The organism is Bacteroides sp. OM05-10AA (assembly GCF_003439055.1).
GTDB lineage: Bacteria > Bacteroidota > Bacteroidia > Bacteroidales > Bacteroidaceae > Bacteroides > Bacteroides intestinigallinarum.
Window position 1 is genome coordinate 21,354 of sequence record NZ_QSUR01000003.1, and the last position, 16,957, is coordinate 38,310.

Consider the following 16,957-nt stretch of genomic DNA (forward strand, 5'->3'; position numbering starts at 1 on the left):
CTTTTTTGGCACATCGTTTGATCCTTTGTCGGAGGAAAATACTGTGCATAATGAAAAAGAAAAGTATATTGTTTGTTCTTGTTGCCGCTTGTCTGCCATTGGTATTGTCGGCACAGAAAGAAAGGGAGATAACCTTGAATGAAGCCATTGCGATGGCACGTGCTCAATCTGTGGATGCTGCCGTTGCTTTAAACGAGTTGAAAACGGCCTATTGGGAATATCGCACTTTTCGTGCCGACCTGCTGCCGGAAGTCAATCTGACCGGAACTCTGCCCAATTATAATAAATCATATAGTTCTTATCAAAATTCGGACGGCTCTTACGGCTTCGTCCGTAACAACACCTTAGGACTGACAGGCGATCTTTCCATCGATCAGAATATCTGGCTCACCGGTGGTAAACTTTCGTTGACCTCTTCACTCGACTATATCAAACAATTGGGAGCCGGAGGTGACCGTCACTTTATGTCCGTCCCTGTCACCTTGCAACTCACGCAACCCATCTTTGGAGTGAATAATATAAAATGGAACAGGCGCATCGAACCGGTGCGTTATGCCGAAGCAAAAGCAGCTTTTATCACCGCTACCGAAGAAGTGACAATGCGTGCCATCACTTACTACTTCAATCTCTTGCTGGCAAGAGAAAATCTCGGCACAGCCAAGCAGAACCTGACAAATGCCGATCACCTTTATGAAGTGGCTCTTGCCAAACGTAAAATGGGACAGATTTCCGAGAATGAACTCTTACAGCTCAAACTTTCCGCCTTGAATGCGAAAGCTGCGTTAACGGAGGCGGAGAGTGATCTCAATGCCAAGATGTTCCAGCTCCGTGCTTTTCTAGGAGTGGGAGAGGATGAAATCTTAAGTCCTGTTCTCCCCGAAGCGGTGGATCGTCCGAAGATGGAGTACAATCTGGTTTTAAATAAGGCATTGGAACGTAACTCGTTTGCACAGAATATCCGTCGTCGCCAGTTGGAAGCCGATTATGAAGTAGCCACCGCCCGCGGAAACCTGCGTAGCGTCGATTTGTTTGCAAGCGTCGGATATACTGGCGAGAACCGGAACTTCCCTGCCGTTTACCGTAACTTGCAGGATAATCAGATTGTTCAGGTAGGTGTTAAGATTCCGATTCTCGATTGGGGAAAACGTCGTGGAAAAGTCCGGGTAGCCAAGAGCAACCGGGATGTGGTGCTTTCAAAGATCCGCCAGGAACAGATCAACTTCAACCAGGATATCTTTTTGTTGGTGGAACATTTCAATAATCAGGCGCAGCAGTTGGACATAGCGAAGGAAGCCGATGCAATTGCACAGCAGCGTTATAAGACCAGTATTGAAACTTTCCTGATAGGCAAAATTAATACCTTAGATCTGAATGATGCGCAGAACTCTAAAGATGAGGCAAGACAGAAACATATTTCCGAACTCTATTATTATTGGTATTACTATTATCAGATTCGCAGTCTGACGCTATGGGATTTTCGTTCGAACTCCGAACTTGAAGCTGATTTTGATGAAATTATCCGGCAATAAAAAAGAGAAGAGTGATGTCGGTTGCTATTTTTTTGTAGCTTTGTACAGTCATAGCAGTAAAACAATACCTTTGATTAAAAAGAAACATAAACTATGATTCTGATAATTGACGACGACAGCGCAGTGCGTTCTTCGCTTAGCTTCATGTTGAAGCGAGCAGGCTACGAAGCACAGACCGTTCCCGGTCCACGGGAAGCAATGGAAGTAGTACGTTCCGTAGCACCGGATTTGATTCTGATGGATATGAACTTCACTCTTTCCACAACGGGTGAGGAAGGTTTAACCCTGCTCAAACAAGTAAAAATATTCCGTCCCGAAGTGCCAGTGATCTTAATGACCGCTTGGGGAAGTATCCAACTTGCCGTGCAAGGAATGCAGGCAGGAGCCTTTGACTTCATTACGAAGCCATGGAATAATGCCGCCTTGTTGCAACGCATCGAAACAGCACTCGAACTTTCCGCCACTTCACAGGAGACAACCCAGGAACAGAGCGAGTCTTTCGACCGCAGCCACATTATCGGGCGTAGCCAGGGATTAATGGATGTGTTGAACACGATTGCCCGCATAGCAAAGACCAATGCTTCTGTACTGATAACAGGAGAAAGCGGAACAGGTAAAGAGCTGATAGCCGAAGCCATTCATATCAACAGTCAGCGTGCCAAATATCCTTTTGTGAAAGTGAACCTCGGAGGGATTTCCCAAAGCTTGTTTGAAAGTGAAATGTTCGGGCATAAGAAAGGAGCTTTTACCGATGCTTCCGCAGATCGTATCGGACGTTTCGAGATGGCAAACAAAGGAACGATTTTTCTGGATGAGATCGGTGATCTCGATCCTTCGTGTCAGGTGAAGTTATTACGCGTATTGCAGGATCAAACATTTGAAGTGCTCGGTGACAGCCGTCCCCGTAAGACAGATATCCGGGTGGTATCAGCCACTAATGCCGATTTGCGTAAGATGGTGGGCGAACGTACTTTCCGTGAAGACCTGTTCTATCGTATCAATCTGATAACGGTGAAACTGCCGGCTTTGCGCGAACGTCGTGAAGATATTCCTTTGCTGGCACGTCATTTTGCCGACCGCCAGGCTGTAACCAATGGATTGCCCCGTACGGAGTTTTCTGCCGATGCCCTGCAATTCTTGAGCCGTTTACCTTATCCGGGGAATATCCGTGAATTGAAGAATCTGGTGGAACGCACCATTTTGGTAAGTGGTAAACCGCTTCTCGATGCTTCCGATTTTGACGCCCAGTACATCCGCCACGATGATGCAAGAGTAGCCGAAGGTGCAGCACTCGCAGGCATGACTTTAGACGAAATAGAACGTCAGACCATTCTTCAGGCTTTGGAACGCTGCAAAGGAAACCTTAGCCAGGTAGCTACGGCATTAGGCATCAGTCGTGCCGCCCTTTACCGACGCCTCGAAAAATATAATATTACAGTATAAAAACAAACCGTTAATTACAGATAAACGTGCGTATAAAAGGACTTTTTTACATACTTGTCATTCTGTTGCTGGCATTGGGTAGTATATTGCTCTATCTCTCCAGTCAGATGAACGCGCTCTTTTTCTACATAGGAGAGGGACTGGTGCTTTTTATCCTGCTTTATCTGACCTTCTTCTATCGTAAGATAGTGAAACCGTTGAATACCATCGGAAGTGGTATGGAACTGCTGCGTGAGCAGGATTTCAGTAGCCGTCTTAGTCCTGTAGGACAATATGAAGCCGATCGTGTGGTGAATATCTTCAACCGCATGATGGAACAGCTCAAGAATGAACGTCTTCGCTTGCGTGAGCAGAATAACTTTCTTGATCTGCTGATTAAGGCTTCTCCGATGGGAGTTATCATCACCTCCCTTGATGAAGACCTTGCGGAACTGAACCCGATGGCTTTGAAGATGCTGGGCGTTCGTCTGGAAGATGTACAAGGCAAGAAGATGAAAGAGATTGATTCTCCGTTGGCGGTGGAACTGTCCAGCCTTCCGAAAGGAGAGACGGTTACCGTCCGTCTGAACGACTCGAATATCTACCGGTGCACTCATTCCTCTTTCATCGACCGTGGATTCCAGCACCCTTTCTATTTGGTGGAAACCCTTACCGACGAAGTGATGAAAGCGGAAAAGAAAGCCTATGAGAAAGTAATCCGCATGATTGCTCACGAAGTGAACAACACGACTGCCGGCATCACTTCTACACTGGATACGGTAGAACAAGCCCTTTCCAGCGAAGAAGGAATGGATGACATTTGCGATGTAATGCGTGTGTGTACCGACCGTTGTTTCTCGATGAGTCGTTTCATCACCCGTTTTGCCGACGTTGTGAAAATCCCCGAACCGACACTTTCTTCTGTCAATCTAAATGATTTGGTTTTCACCTGCAAACGCTTTATGGAAGGAATGTGTAATGACCGTCATATCGCCCTTCGCATGGAAATAGATGAAAGCCTGAAAGACGTTATGCTGGATGCTGCTCTGTTTGAACAAGTACTCGTAAACATTATCAAAAATGCAGCGGAGAGCATTGAAGCCGATGGAGAAATAATAGTCCGTACTATCTCTCCCGCCACTGTTGAAGTGATAGATAACGGCCAGGGAATCAGCAAGGAAACAGAAGCTAAACTGTTCAGCCCTTTCTTCTCCACCAAACCGAACGGCCAGGGAATCGGACTTATCTTTATTCGTGAAGTCCTGATGCGCCATGGATGCACATTCTCTTTGCGAACCTATGCCGACGGCCTGACCCGATTCCGCATTATTTTCCCCTAATTGTGTCAAATAAGAACATTTCTTCCATCAAATAGACCTTTTTTTGTCTTAAAATCACTCATACCTTTGCCCCGCTCAATTCAATAGGATTTAAGGTATGAGATTAATGAAAAAAGGCACATTGACGCTCTTTCTTTTATTGGCTATCAGTATTCCGCTAAGTGCGCAGTATGTGGTACAAGGGGTGGTGACTGATTCTCTGACCAAAGAGCCTTTGCCTTATGCATCTGTACGCTTAAAAGACACGACAGAAGGAACTACTACCGGAAGCGACGGACGTTTCTATTTCAAAACCAACCGTTCCGAAGCAGTGCTTGTCATCTCTGTAATCGGTTATAATGACTATATCCGTTCCATCCGTCCTGCCCGTAACGCATCGTATAAAGTGACGCTTTCGCCTACCGAATATGCCCTCGGCGAAGTAGTGGTAAAACCTAAGCGCGAGCACTACCGGAAGAAAGATAATCCGGCCGTAGAGTTTGTGCGCCGCATGATTGAAAGCCGTGACAACCATTCCCCCTACGAAAAAGACTTCTGGCAACGCGAACGTTATGAAAAGACCACTTTCGCATTGAACAATTTCGATGAAGAGAAACAGAAGAAATGGCTATATCGCAAATTTGATTTCCTTACCGAATACGTAGACACTTCTGCCGTCACCGGTAAACCGATTCTGACAGTATCAGCCCGCGAACTGCTTGCCACAGACTATTACCGGAAATCTCCCCGTTCCGAGAAGCAATGGGTGAAAGGGCGTAAACAGGCCGGTGTCGATGAATTTCTCTCCAAACAGGGGATGCAGGCTGCCATCAATGAAGTTTTTAAAGACGTGGACATCTACGAAAATAATATCTCCTTGTTCACGAATAAGTTTGTCAGTCCATTGTCCCGTATCGGCACAGGCTTCTACAAATATTACCTGATGGATACCTTACAGATTGCCGGAGAACCCTGTGTAGACCTAGCTTTTACACCATTCAATTCCGAGTCTTTCGGTTTCAACGGACATCTCTATGTGGTGCTCGACTCTACTTATTTTGTCAAACGTGCCGTATTCAACTTCCCCAAAAAGATAAACCTGAACTTTGTGGATTATATGTTGCTCGAGCAGGAATTCAAGCGTGCCGAAGACGGTACCCGCTTGCTCGACCACGAAAGCATCACTGTTGAGTTTAAACTGACCGAAGGGCAGGATGGTATTTTTGCCCGCCGTGTGGCAGATTACAGCAACTATACCTTTACCCCGACTGCTGAAGCCGATAAAGCTTTCACCAAGCCCGAACGCATCATCGAAGAAACCGAAGCCTTGTCTCGCCCCGAAACATTCTGGGCGGAGAACCGTCCGCAAGCCGCCATTTCCCAACAGGAGAACTCGGTAGACCGCCTGATGACGCAATTACGCAGCTATCCGGTATATTACTGGACGGAAAAAGTACTTTCCATTCTCTTCACGGGATATATCCCTACCTCCAAAGAAGCCCCCCTTTTCTATATCGGCCCGATGAATGCAACCATCAGCGGCAATACATTGGAAGGTCCCCGCATTCGTGCCGGAGGTATGACAACCGCCTGGCTCAATCCGCACCTCTTTGGCAAAGGATATGTGGCTTACGGTTTTAAAGATGAAAGAGTGAAAGGATTGGCGGAACTGGAATATTCGTTCAAGAAGAAAAAAGAATACGCCAATGAATTTCCCATCCATTCTCTGAAATTGCGTTACGAATCAGATGTGAACCAGTACGGGCAAAACTACCTGTACACAAGCAAAGACAACGTGTTCCTAGCCTTGAAACGTGAGAAAGACGACCGTATCGGCTATTTCCGGCAAGCGGAGATGACCTATACCAATGAATTCTACTCCGGCTTTTCTTTCCAGTTAACGGCACGTACACGAAAAGATGAGTCCTCTTACCTGATCCCTTTCTTAAAAAAGGAAGGAGATGCGTACACTCCGGTCAAAGATTTCTCTATCAGTGCGGCAGAGTTAAAACTGCGTTATGCTCCGAACGAGAAATTCTTCCAGACCCAATGGAACCGTTTCCCTGTGTCATTGGATGCACCGGTGTTTACCCTGTCTCATACCCTTGCCGGAAAAGGCGTGTTGGGTAGCGATTACACCTACAATCATACCGAGGCCGGTATTCAGAAACGCTTCTGGTTTTCCGCATTCGGCTATACGGATATTATCCTGAAAGCCGGAAAAGTGTGGGACAAAGTTCCTTTTCCGTTGCTAATCATGCCTAATGCCAACCTTTCTTATACCATCCAACCTGAATCCTACTCGTTGATGAATGCGATGGAGTTCATGAACGATGAATATTTCTCGTGGGATGTTACGTATTTCCTCAACGGATGGCTGTTCAACCGCGTTCCGTTGTTGAAAAAACTCAAATGGAGGGAAATAGTTTCCTGTCGGGGACTATATGGGCATTTGAGCGATAAAAACAACCCAGCTTTGAGTGACGGTTTGTTCGCTTTTCCGATAGAAAATACGCAAACAATGGGAAAAACACCTTACGTGGAGGCGGGTGTCGGTATCGAAAACATTTTCAAGGTGTTACGTTTAGACTATGTCTGGAGGCTCACTTATCGTGATTCTCCTGGGATTGACAAATCAGGCTTGAGAATAAGTCTCCACATGACCTTTTAAAAGTTAAATCCTGCTAATTGCAATGTTTATATGACAAATAAAGACCGTATTAGTAATTAATTAATCTTATTTTTGCATCAATTTTAGTTTAATTTTAATAGAATAGAAATGAAACAAGAAATTAAACCCGCTACCGGGCGTCTTGGCGTACTGGTAGTTGGAGTGGGTGGTGCGGTAGCTACCACGATGATTGTAGGTACACTAGCCTCTCGCAAGGGACTGGCAAAACCGATAGGATCTATTACCCAGTTAGCCACAATGCGCATGGAGAACAACGAAGAAAAACTCATCAAGGACGTTGTGCCTTTGACGAATTTGGAAGACATTGTTTTCGGAGGATGGGATATTTTCCCGGACAACGCATACGAAGCTGCTATGTACGCCGAGGTTTTGAAAGAAAAAGACCTCAACGGAGTGAAAGAAGAATTGGAAGCTATCAAACCGATGCCGGCTGCTTTCGATCACAACTGGGCAAAACGTCTGAATGGTACGCACATTAAGAAGGCCGCTACCCGTTGGGAAATGGTAGAACAACTTCGCCAGGATATCCGCGACTTCAAAGCTGCTAACAACTGCGAACGTGTAGTTGTACTCTGGGCTGCAAGTACTGAAATTTACATTCCGTTGTCTGACGAACACATGTCACTCGCTGCTTTAGAGAAAGCAATGAAGGAAAACAACACTGAAGTGATTTCTCCGAGTATGTGTTATGCGTATGCTGCGATTGCAGAAGACGCTCCGTTCGTAATGGGTGCTCCTAACTTGTGTGTAGATACTCCTGCTATGTGGGAATTCTCTAAACAAAAGAATGTACCTATCTCTGGTAAAGACTTCAAGAGTGGTCAGACACTGATGAAAACCGTATTGGCTCCGATGTTCAAGACCCGTATGCTGGGTGTGAACGGTTGGTTCTCTACCAATATCCTCGGTAACCGTGACGGTGAAGTACTCGATGATCCGGATAACTTCAAGACAAAAGAAGTCAGCAAGCTGTCTGTAATCGATACTATCTTCGAACCCGAAAAATATCCGGATCTCTACGGAGACGTTTATCATAAAGTACGTATCAACTACTATCCTCCTCGCAAAGACAACAAAGAAGCATGGGACAATATCGACATCTTCGGATGGATGGGCTACCCGATGGAAATCAAGGTGAACTTCCTTTGCCGCGACTCTATCCTTGCAGCTCCTATCGCTCTTGACCTTGTGTTGTTCAGTGACTTGGCTATGCGTGCAGGCATGTGCGGCATCCAGACTTGGTTGTCATTCTTCTGCAAGAGCCCGATGCACGATTTCGAACATCAGCCCGAACACGACTTGTTTACACAATGGAGAATGGTAAAACAGACATTGCGTAACATGATTGGTGAAAAAGAACCTGATTACTTAGCTTAATCAGTAACCCCAAATAATAAGTTGAGATTGAGATTTACCATCCTATAAAGACTGGTGGATGCTCAACCTCAACTTTTACTTTTTTATTGTACAAATTCCCGATCACATTCGGGAATTCATGGCATAACCGACTCGTAGTTTGTAATTAGTAATTAGTAATAAATGAAGCGTCCTCCCTTTCTACCTGTTTTTATAGGCACGGGCTTTGGCTCCGGTTTTTCTCCTTTTGCTCCCGGCACGGCTGGGGCGTTACTGGCTTCTATCATTTGGATTGCATTTTATTTCCTCCTTCCTTTCCCTATTGTATTATGGCTGACCGCCGCTTTGGTGATTGTATTTACATTCGCCGGCATTTGGGCTGCCAATAAACTGGAAACTTATTGGGGGGAAGATCCTTCGCGTGTGGTAGTGGACGAGATGGTAGGAGTATGGATACCGTTATTGGCCGTTCCCAATGACGATCGTTGGTTCTGGTACGTGATTGCGGCTTTTGCCCTGTTCCGTATCTTTGATATAGCCAAGCCATTGGGCATACGCCGTATGGAAAGCCTGAAAGGTGGAGTAGGTGTGATGATGGACGACGTTTTGGCGGGAGTGTATAGTTTTATTTTGTTAGTGGGAGCAAGATGGGTGATTGGCTGAAAAGAGTTGCACGGATGATTTCCCAGAAAGGTGGCATCTTCATGTTCTTGAGGGCGCAGCTTTCTGCTCAAATGGCAACTATTGCAGACTTTCTCGTTACGATTCTTCTGGTCAGGCTATTTGAAGTCTACTATGTATATGCCACCCTGGCGGGGGCTATCTATGGAGGAATCGTCAATTGTGTTATCAACTATAAATGGACCTTTAAATCGAAAGGAAAGAAAACGAATGTCGCTGCAAAGTTTATCCTTGTATGGATTTGTAGCGTTTGGCTAAACACGTGGGGCACGTATGCACTGACAGAATCATTAGCAAAGATTCCCTGGGTACGTGATACGCTTAGCCTGTATTTCGGAGATTTCTTCATTATTCCTAAAGTGGTAGTAGCAATCATCGTGGCATTGTTCTGGAACTATAATATGCAGCGTGTCTTTGTTTACCGGAATATAGATATAAGAAGTTTATTCGGAAAAAGAAACTGAAAAAAACAGATTGAAAAAATCGATTGAAAGAACTGATTGAGAAAACAGAAGATTTAGATAAAAATAGCTATAAACAGATTTAAACAGATGAATTACAGAGATTATTTACAACAGTTGATTTATAAGATTATCAATCCCCTGATACGCGGAATGATTAAAATAGGAATCACTCCTAACTTTATCACCACTACCGGATTTATCCTGAATGTAGTAGCGGCAGGTATGTTTGTATATGCCGGCATATATGGCGGACAGAACGATTTGGCCATTATCGGCTGGGCAGGAGGTGTGATTTTGTTTGCCGGACTGTTCGATATGATGGACGGACGTGTAGCTCGCCTAGGCAACATGAGTTCCAAGTTCGGTGCGCTTTACGATTCAGTACTCGACCGTTACAGTGAATTGATGACTTTCTTTGGTATCTGTTACTATTTATCAATGAAAGATTATTTCCTTTATGCACTCATTGCATTTGTGGCACTAATCGGCTCACTGATGGTAAGCTACGTGCGTGCCCGTGCCGAAGGCTTAGGAATTGAATGTAAAGTCGGATTCATGCAACGTCCGGAACGCGTAGTGCTGACCAGTCTCGGAGCTTTGTTCTGTGGCGTTTTCAAAGATATCACCGTTTTCGAACCAATCCTGATTATGATTGTTCCTCTGGCTTTTGTTGCCCTGTTTGCCAATATCACGGCATTTGCTCGTGTGAGACATTGCTACAAAGCGATGAAAGAATGAATTAATTTATTGTTGGACGATTTACTATTTACATCGTACATCCTAAATAGTACATCGTAAATAGTCCAATAGTAAATAGTCTAGTTGTCTAATCAAAACATTATAATGATAAAGAATATTCAAATGCCGTCGAAGAGAGAAGCCCTGACTGTGACAGTCATTATGGCTCTTTTCCTTTTGCTGACAAGTATCTTCATCGGGCTTCGTTCCGAGCACCTGTTAATGGCGGTACTCTATTTAGTTTTATTTTTTGCCGGATTACCTACTCGTAAGTTGGCTGTGGCCCTGTTACCTTTCGCCATTTTTGGAATCTCGTATGACTGGATGCGTATTTGCCCCAACTACGAAGTGAACCCGATTGATGTGGCTGGACTGTATAATCTCGAAAAGTCTCTTTTCGGAGTAATGGATAATGGTCTTCTGGTTACTCCTTGCGAATACTTCGCTGCACACAACTGGCCGATAGCGGACGTTTTTGCCGGAATCTTCTACCTTTGTTGGGTTCCCGTTCCCATCCTGTTCGGTCTTTGCCTGTATTTCAAGAAGGAAAGAAAAACCTACCTTCGCTTTGCGTTAGTATTCTTGTTTGTCAATTTGATTGGTTTTGCCGGTTATTATATTCATCCGGCCGCTCCGCCTTGGTATGCCATCAACTACGGTTTCGAACCGATATTAAACACACCGGGTAATGTTGCAGGATTGGGACGCTTTGATGCATTCTTCGGAGTAACCATCTTTGATTCTATCTACGGGCGTAATGCTAATGTTTTTGCGGCAGTGCCTTCACTGCATGCGGCCTATATGGTAGTTGCATTGGTGTATGCCATTATTGGTAAATGCAGGTGGTATGTGGTTACTCTTTTCTCTATTATCATGGTCGGCATTTGGGGAACAGCTATTTATTCATGCCATCATTATATCATTGATGTATTACTTGGCATCTCTTGCGCGTTAATCGGTTGGCTGATATTCGAATACATATTGATGAGAATCCCGGCGTTCAAAAGATTCTTCGAAAGATATTATACGTATATAAAGTAAGATTATATGTGAATAAAGTGAGATATATACCCATACAAAAAGCAAGTATATACTCATATAAAAGCAGATATATACCCATATAAAAAATAGATATAAGTCTCACAAATAGTGAAGAACAAGTACCGTAATATATTTCTCGCTTTTGGTATCATTGCCGTTCTGATAATGATATTCACTTTTGATATGGATTATCAGGAGCTTTGGCTGAATTTGAAGCGTGCAGGGGTATATTTACCTTTGGTTTTGTTGCTATGGCTGTTTGTCTACCTTATTAATACAGTATCGTGGTACATCATCATCCGTAGTGGTGGTAAGACGGGGTTTTCATTTGTCCGGCTCTACAAATTCACGGTAACAGGTTTTGCGCTTAATTACGTGACTCCTGTTGGGCTGATGGGAGGCGAACCATATCGCATTATGGAGCTGAAACCCTATATAGGAATAGAACGCGCCACCTCTTCCGTGATTCTTTATGTGATGATGCATATCTTTTCCCACTTTTGCTTTTGGTTAAGTTCAGTGTTGCTTTACGTTTGTCTCTATCCGGTGGGGTGGATGATGGGGATAATCTTAGGAGCTATTACTGTCTTTTGCTTGCTGATTGTTATTCTTTTTATGAAAGGCTATCGGCAGGGGATGGCTGTGGCTTTTGTCCGTATGGGTGGTCGTATTCCTTTTCTGAAAAAGAAAGTATTTCATTTTGCAAACGCGCATAAAGAGAAGTTGGAGAATATAGACAAACAAATTGCCCTTCTCCACCAACAAAAGAAACAAACCTTTTATAGCGCCCTCTTACTGGAATATACCGCCCGTGTAGTCAGTTGTCTTGAAATATGGCTGATACTGAACGTGCTGACCACCCATGTCAGCTTTGCCGACTGCTGCTTGATTGCGGCTTTCTCTTCTTTACTTGCTAATCTGCTGTTTTTCCTGCCTATGCAATTGGGAGGTCGTGAAGGTGGCTTTGCCCTCGCCGTAGGCGGCCTTTCCCTTTCCGGAGCTTACGGAGTCTATGCCGCTTTGATTACCCGTGTACGCGAAATGGTCTGGATTGTTATCGGACTTGCACTGATGAAAGTAGGAAACTTTAAACAATCAAAAGAAAAATATTCTGCTTAAATTTATAACTTTGTCTGACTTATAAAAGGATCTATATAAAAAGACCTATAAAGAAAACGACAATGAATAATTTTATCTTTTACAGCCCTACTGAATTCGTGTTCGGTCGGGATACGGAAGCGCAGACCGGAGTGTTAGTACAGAAATACGGTGCACGCAAAATAATGATTGTTTATGGTGGTGGCTCTGTGATACGCAGCGGATTATTGGCCCGTGTTGAGAAATCATTGCAGGAAATAGGTATTCCCTATTGTATGCTGGGCGGTGTACAGCCTAACCCGATAGACACGAAAGTGTATGAAGGAATCGACCTCTGCCGGAAAGAAAACGTAGACATGATGCTCGCCGTTGGTGGTGGCTCTGTGATTGATACGGCGAAAGCCATTGCAGCCGGAGTTCCTTACAACGGAGATTTCTGGGATTTCTACATCGGAAAAGCCATTGTGACGAAAGCATTGAAAGTAGCCGTTGTGTTAACGATTCCTGCTGCCGGAAGCGAAGGTTCCGGTAACACCGTCATCACGAAAGTCGATGGCTTACAGAAATTAAGCCTCCGTGCTCCCGGTGTACTACGTCCTGTTTTTGCCGTGATGAACCCCGAGCTGACCTACACACTTCCTCCTTTCCAAACCGCCTGCGGCATTGCCGATATGATGGCACACATCATGGAACGCTATTTCACCAACACGAAAGATGTAGAAATAGGCGATCGCCTGTGCGAAGGTACCCTGCTTGCCATCATCAAAGAGGCAACTACCGTCATGAAAGAACCTGAAAACTACGGAGCCCGTGCCAATCTGATGTGGTGCGGAACGATCGCCCACAATGGAACCTGTGGTGTAGGTTGTGAAGAGGACTGGGCTTCCCACTTCCTCGAACATGAAATCAGCGCCATCTATAACGTGACTCATGGTGCCGGACTCTCCGTAATCTTCCCTGCCTGGATGACATGGATGACAGAACACAATGTGGATAAGATAGCCCAATACGCCATCCGAGTGTGGGGAGTGGCAGAATCAGACGATAAAAAAGCGGTAGCCCTTGAAGGAATTTCCCGTCTGAAATCTTTCTTTACTTCCATCGGCCTGCCTGTGACCTTCAAAGAACTTGGCATTGAGAATCCCGACATCGACCGCCTTGCAGATAGTCTGCACCGGAATAAAGGTGAATTGGTAGGCAACTATGTCAAATTAGCGAAACAGGACAGCAAAGAGATATACCGTCTGGCATTATAAAAAAACAGATATAACCGACAGCTGCATCATTTGCCTTTTGATAGAGGATAAATGATGCAGTTATTCTTTTTGCTATTGATTAATACCTAAACAGAAGCAAAAAGATTTTGCTTTAATTATATTTTGGTATAATAGTTGTGTAAAATACCTAAAATTCGTGATTGCTCCGTCTATTATATAAGAATACTTTTGCGGGTGTAATAACTATATATATCCGTTATGCAAAAGCTAAATTCCGGGGCTTTGAATAGAATCTTACTGTTTGTATACATTTTATCACTATCTACTAATGCAATAGCCCAAAACAAAAATAATTCAAAAGAGACATATCTTCTTCCTCCACACGGAAATTATGTTTATGGCCGGGTGATTGAGAAACTCTCTAAAGAACCGATGGTAGGAGTGACGATTCGTTTGGATGGTCATTCTACTGGTGTAATTACCGATATAAACGGTTGCTATGTATTGACCCTGCCCGAAAAAGGCGGTCTGGTTATCTATTCCTACATCGGTTTCGAAACCCGTAAAATCAAAGTCACTTCCCGGCAGAAAGTCGATGTGCAGATGGTAGAAGCTACCGAAAGTATTCAGGAAGTGATTGTAACCGGCTATAACTCCATACAGAAAGAAAGTTTCACAGGAAATACCACAAAGATAGAGAAAGAAGACCTGCTAAAAGTCAACCCGAACAACCTGATTTCGGCCATCCAGACTTTCGATCCCTCTTTCCGAATACAAGAGAATCTGGCAGCAGGTTCCGATCCCAATAGCCTGCCTCAATTCGTCTTGCGTGGTCAGACCGGTATTGGAGAAACGACACTCGGGCAGACCTCCACCTCCTCTATTTCGCGGGAAGTGCTAAGCGGTAATTCCAACCTGCCCATCTTTATCCTGGACGGCTTTGAAGTCGATGTAGAAAAGATATACGACCTCGATATGAATAGCATCCACAGCATCAATATCCTGAAAGATGCTGCCGCCACTGCCATGTACGGTTCACGTGCGGCCAACGGAGTAATTGTCATTGAACGGCGTGCACCCGAAGCCGGAAAGTTCCGTGTACAGTATTCCGGAGTACTTTCTGCCGAACTGCCGGATTTATCCTCCTACAATCTGATGAACGCCCGTGAGAAGCTGGAAACCGAACGCCTGGCAGGACTATATGACAGCAACACCCCGGAAATAGACCCCTATACCAACGGTTACTACCAACGACTCAATAATGTACTGACAGGTGTCGATACCTATTGGCTTTCTCAAGGACTGCGTACGGCTCTGAACCATAAACATTCCGTTTTCATAGACGGTGGAGAAAACGACGTGCGCTGGGGAGTGGAACTGGGATTCAGAGGAACAGAAGGAGTGATGAAACACTCTTCCCGTAAGAATGCCAATGCCGCTTTTTATGTAGACTACCGCATTGGCGGACTACAAATAAAGAACAAAGTGACCTACACTTATAACAAAAGTACAGATGTCCCCTTCAATTCATTCAGCGATTACTCCCATTTACTTCCTTATATGCGTCTGTATGATGAAAATGGCGATTATGTCCGCCGTCTCGAAAAGTTCGACGGGGCTAGCGGCACACAAGTAAATCCACTGTACGAAATCAACTTCTACAACAGCTTCGACCATTCGGGTTATGATGAAGTAACCGATGATCTTAGTCTGAATTGGCGTATCACCGACGGTCTGCGTCTGCGCGGTCAGTTTTCCGTCCTGATGAGAAATTCTACCGGTGATCTGTACAAAGATCCCGCATCGGCCAGTTATTCAGCCAGTACAGGCAACATCAATGGTGAAAAAACAGAATCCACACAAAAGAGAACAGTGATAGACGGAAGCCTGTCACTCATGTACAACAATACCTTCAAGGGACACAATCTCAATATCTGCTTGTCCTCCAACATGAGACAAACGCAGAGCACTGCTTCCGAAACACGTTACCGGGGATTTCCGGGTGGCGACCTTGTCTCTTCAAACTATGCGGCAGAAGTATACGGAAAGCCCAGCAGCTCCGATAATACCACCCGCTTGGTAGGAGCCTTGCTCACTTCCAACTACACCTACAACAATATCTATCTCGCCGACCTTACAGGACGTATCGACGGTTCTTCCGAATTCGGTTCCGATAAAAGATGGTCCATGTTCTGGTCAACAGGAGCAGGAATCAACATTCATAATTATGATTTTATGAAGTCGAATGAACTCTTTTCCATGTTGAAGTTCCGTGCCTCCTACGGACTGACCGGAAAGACCAACTTCTCCCTCTATTCGGCCAAAGATATGTATCAGCTGCAAACAGACAGCTGGTATCCCACAGGCTACGGTGTATTCCTCTATCAGATGGGAAATCCGAACCTGAAATGGGAACGTAAATACACCCTCGACTATGGAGTTGAAATCGGACTGTGGCACGATAAAATCTATCTGAAAGCCTCTGCCTACGACGAGCGTACCATCGACCTGATAACCGATTATACCATCCCTTCCTCTACCGGATTCACCTCCTACAAAGAAAACATGGGAAAGGTGAAAAACACCGGCGTCGAACTGGAACTGCGGGCACGACTTTACAGTGACAGAAACTGGCTCTTCCAGCTCTACGGCAGCTTTGCAAGAAACAAAAACACGATTGTTGAAATCTCCCAGGCAATGCGCGACTATAATAAAAGAGTGGAAGAACTGTTCAGCGGATATAACCCCGAAAGCAGCTCCGATTCAAAATATGCTAAAACATACCTGAAATATTACGAAGGAGCCTCTCTGACCTCTATCTACGGGATGAAGTCATTGGGAATCAGCCCCACAAACGGCAAAGAAATCTACCTTCGCCGGAATGGTGACGTTACCGATGTATGGTCTGCCGACGAATGGACCATTATTGGCGATACAGCTCCCAAGGGACAAGGCTCATTCGGTTATACCCTGTCCTATAAACAGTTATCCATGTTTGCTTCTTTCCTCTATACTTTTGGTGGAGATGCTTACAACAATACCCTCGTCTCCTATGTAGAGAATGCCGACATTAAAAATGACAATGTAGATAAGCGGGTATTGCTCGACCGTTGGCAGAAACCGGGAGACATAACCACCATGAAAGATATTCGTGACCGTAATGTCACCACCGGCGCATCTTCGCGTTTTGTACAGAAAAACAATACCCTGCAATGGAGTTCATTAACAATGAGCTACAATTTCCGTCCCGAACAATTAAAGAAACTCCATCTGTCCGGCCTGCGTCTTTCGTTCACGATGAACGACCTGTTCTATTGGTCTACCATCCGTCAGGAACGGGGACTGGATTATCCTTATTCGCGTTCATTCAATCTGACTACTAACATCATATTCTAACCAT

Annotated in this window: 12 protein-coding genes; all 12 read left to right on the forward strand. The window is 44.8% G+C overall.

Annotated elements, in window-relative coordinates:
- Positions 1-50: 50 nt before the first annotated feature.
- The 12 genes from DXB58_RS02775 to DXB58_RS02830 all read left to right on the forward strand — a co-directional run bounded on the left by DXB58_RS02775 (position 51) and on the right by DXB58_RS02830 (position 16,953).
- Complete coding sequence (locus DXB58_RS02775) at positions 51-1,529, forward strand: TolC family protein (protein WP_122135844.1); 1,479 nt, start codon at positions 51-53, stop codon at positions 1,527-1,529.
- Between the two features lie 93 nt (positions 1,530-1,622).
- Positions 1,623-2,972, forward strand: a complete 1,350-nt coding sequence (locus DXB58_RS02780) for a sigma-54 dependent transcriptional regulator (RefSeq protein WP_122135845.1) — start codon at positions 1,623-1,625, stop codon at positions 2,970-2,972.
- A gap of 26 nt (positions 2,973-2,998) precedes the next feature.
- Positions 2,999-4,291, forward strand: a complete 1,293-nt coding sequence (locus tag DXB58_RS02785) for a PAS domain-containing sensor histidine kinase (RefSeq protein ID WP_117933962.1) — start codon at positions 2,999-3,001, stop codon at positions 4,289-4,291.
- A gap of 97 nt (positions 4,292-4,388) precedes the next feature.
- Positions 4,389-6,941 (forward strand): DUF5686 and carboxypeptidase-like regulatory domain-containing protein, encoded by a 2,553-nt coding sequence (locus DXB58_RS02790; RefSeq protein ID WP_122135846.1) that lies wholly within the window; start codon positions 4,389-4,391, stop codon positions 6,939-6,941.
- 108 nt (positions 6,942-7,049) lie between these two features.
- Positions 7,050-8,339, forward strand: a complete 1,290-nt coding sequence (locus DXB58_RS02795; RefSeq protein WP_008999917.1) for an inositol-3-phosphate synthase — start codon at positions 7,050-7,052, stop codon at positions 8,337-8,339.
- A gap of 162 nt (positions 8,340-8,501) precedes the next feature.
- On the forward strand, positions 8,502-8,981 hold the full coding sequence (locus DXB58_RS02800) for a phosphatidylglycerophosphatase A (RefSeq protein ID WP_122135847.1): 480 nt from the start codon (positions 8,502-8,504) through the stop codon (positions 8,979-8,981).
- 14 nt (positions 8,982-8,995) lie between these two features.
- Positions 8,996-9,463: a GtrA family protein gene (locus tag DXB58_RS02805; protein WP_008999919.1), complete on the forward strand. Its 468-nt coding sequence runs from the start codon at positions 8,996-8,998 to the stop codon at positions 9,461-9,463.
- A gap of 87 nt (positions 9,464-9,550) precedes the next feature.
- Positions 9,551-10,201, forward strand: a complete 651-nt coding sequence (locus DXB58_RS02810; protein WP_004304216.1) for a CDP-alcohol phosphatidyltransferase family protein — start codon at positions 9,551-9,553, stop codon at positions 10,199-10,201.
- A 123-nt stretch (positions 10,202-10,324) separates the two neighbouring features.
- The gene (locus DXB58_RS02815) at positions 10,325-11,242 is read left to right on the forward strand and encodes a phosphatase PAP2 family protein (protein WP_122135972.1); all 918 of its coding nucleotides are present in this window, start codon (positions 10,325-10,327) and stop codon (positions 11,240-11,242) included.
- A gap of 108 nt (positions 11,243-11,350) precedes the next feature.
- Positions 11,351-12,361 carry a lysylphosphatidylglycerol synthase transmembrane domain-containing protein gene (locus DXB58_RS02820; protein ID WP_122135848.1) on the forward strand — a complete coding sequence of 337 codons (1,011 nt, stop codon included), beginning with the start codon at positions 11,351-11,353 and terminating at the stop codon, positions 12,359-12,361.
- A 62-nt stretch (positions 12,362-12,423) separates the two neighbouring features.
- Complete coding sequence (locus DXB58_RS02825; protein WP_122135849.1) at positions 12,424-13,596, forward strand: iron-containing alcohol dehydrogenase; 1,173 nt, start codon at positions 12,424-12,426, stop codon at positions 13,594-13,596.
- A 219-nt stretch (positions 13,597-13,815) separates the two neighbouring features.
- Complete coding sequence (locus tag DXB58_RS02830) at positions 13,816-16,953, forward strand: SusC/RagA family TonB-linked outer membrane protein (RefSeq protein WP_008999924.1); 3,138 nt, start codon at positions 13,816-13,818, stop codon at positions 16,951-16,953.
- The last annotated feature ends 4 nt before the right edge of the window (positions 16,954-16,957 follow it).

Bases quoted from the DNA above. Each gene is read 5' to 3' on its own strand.
- DXB58_RS02775 (WP_122135844.1), top strand. From the start codon at position 51: ATGAAAAAGAAAAGTATATTGTTTGTTCTTGTTGCCGCTTGTCTGCCA.
- DXB58_RS02780 (WP_122135845.1), top strand. From the start codon at position 1,623: ATGATTCTGATAATTGACGACGACAGCGCAGTGCGTTCTTCGCTTAGC.
- DXB58_RS02790 (WP_122135846.1), top strand. From the start codon at position 4,389: ATGAGATTAATGAAAAAAGGCACATTGACGCTCTTTCTTTTATTGGCT.
- DXB58_RS02795 (WP_008999917.1), top strand. From the start codon at position 7,050: ATGAAACAAGAAATTAAACCCGCTACCGGGCGTCTTGGCGTACTGGTA.
- DXB58_RS02800 (WP_122135847.1), top strand. From the start codon at position 8,502: ATGAAGCGTCCTCCCTTTCTACCTGTTTTTATAGGCACGGGCTTTGGC.
- DXB58_RS02805 (WP_008999919.1), top strand. From the start codon at position 8,996: ATGATTTCCCAGAAAGGTGGCATCTTCATGTTCTTGAGGGCGCAGCTT.
- DXB58_RS02810 (WP_004304216.1), top strand. From the start codon at position 9,551: ATGAATTACAGAGATTATTTACAACAGTTGATTTATAAGATTATCAAT.
- DXB58_RS02815 (WP_122135972.1), top strand. From the start codon at position 10,325: ATGCCGTCGAAGAGAGAAGCCCTGACTGTGACAGTCATTATGGCTCTT.
- DXB58_RS02825 (WP_122135849.1), top strand. From the start codon at position 12,424: ATGAATAATTTTATCTTTTACAGCCCTACTGAATTCGTGTTCGGTCGG.
- DXB58_RS02830 (WP_008999924.1), top strand. From the start codon at position 13,816: ATGCAAAAGCTAAATTCCGGGGCTTTGAATAGAATCTTACTGTTTGTA.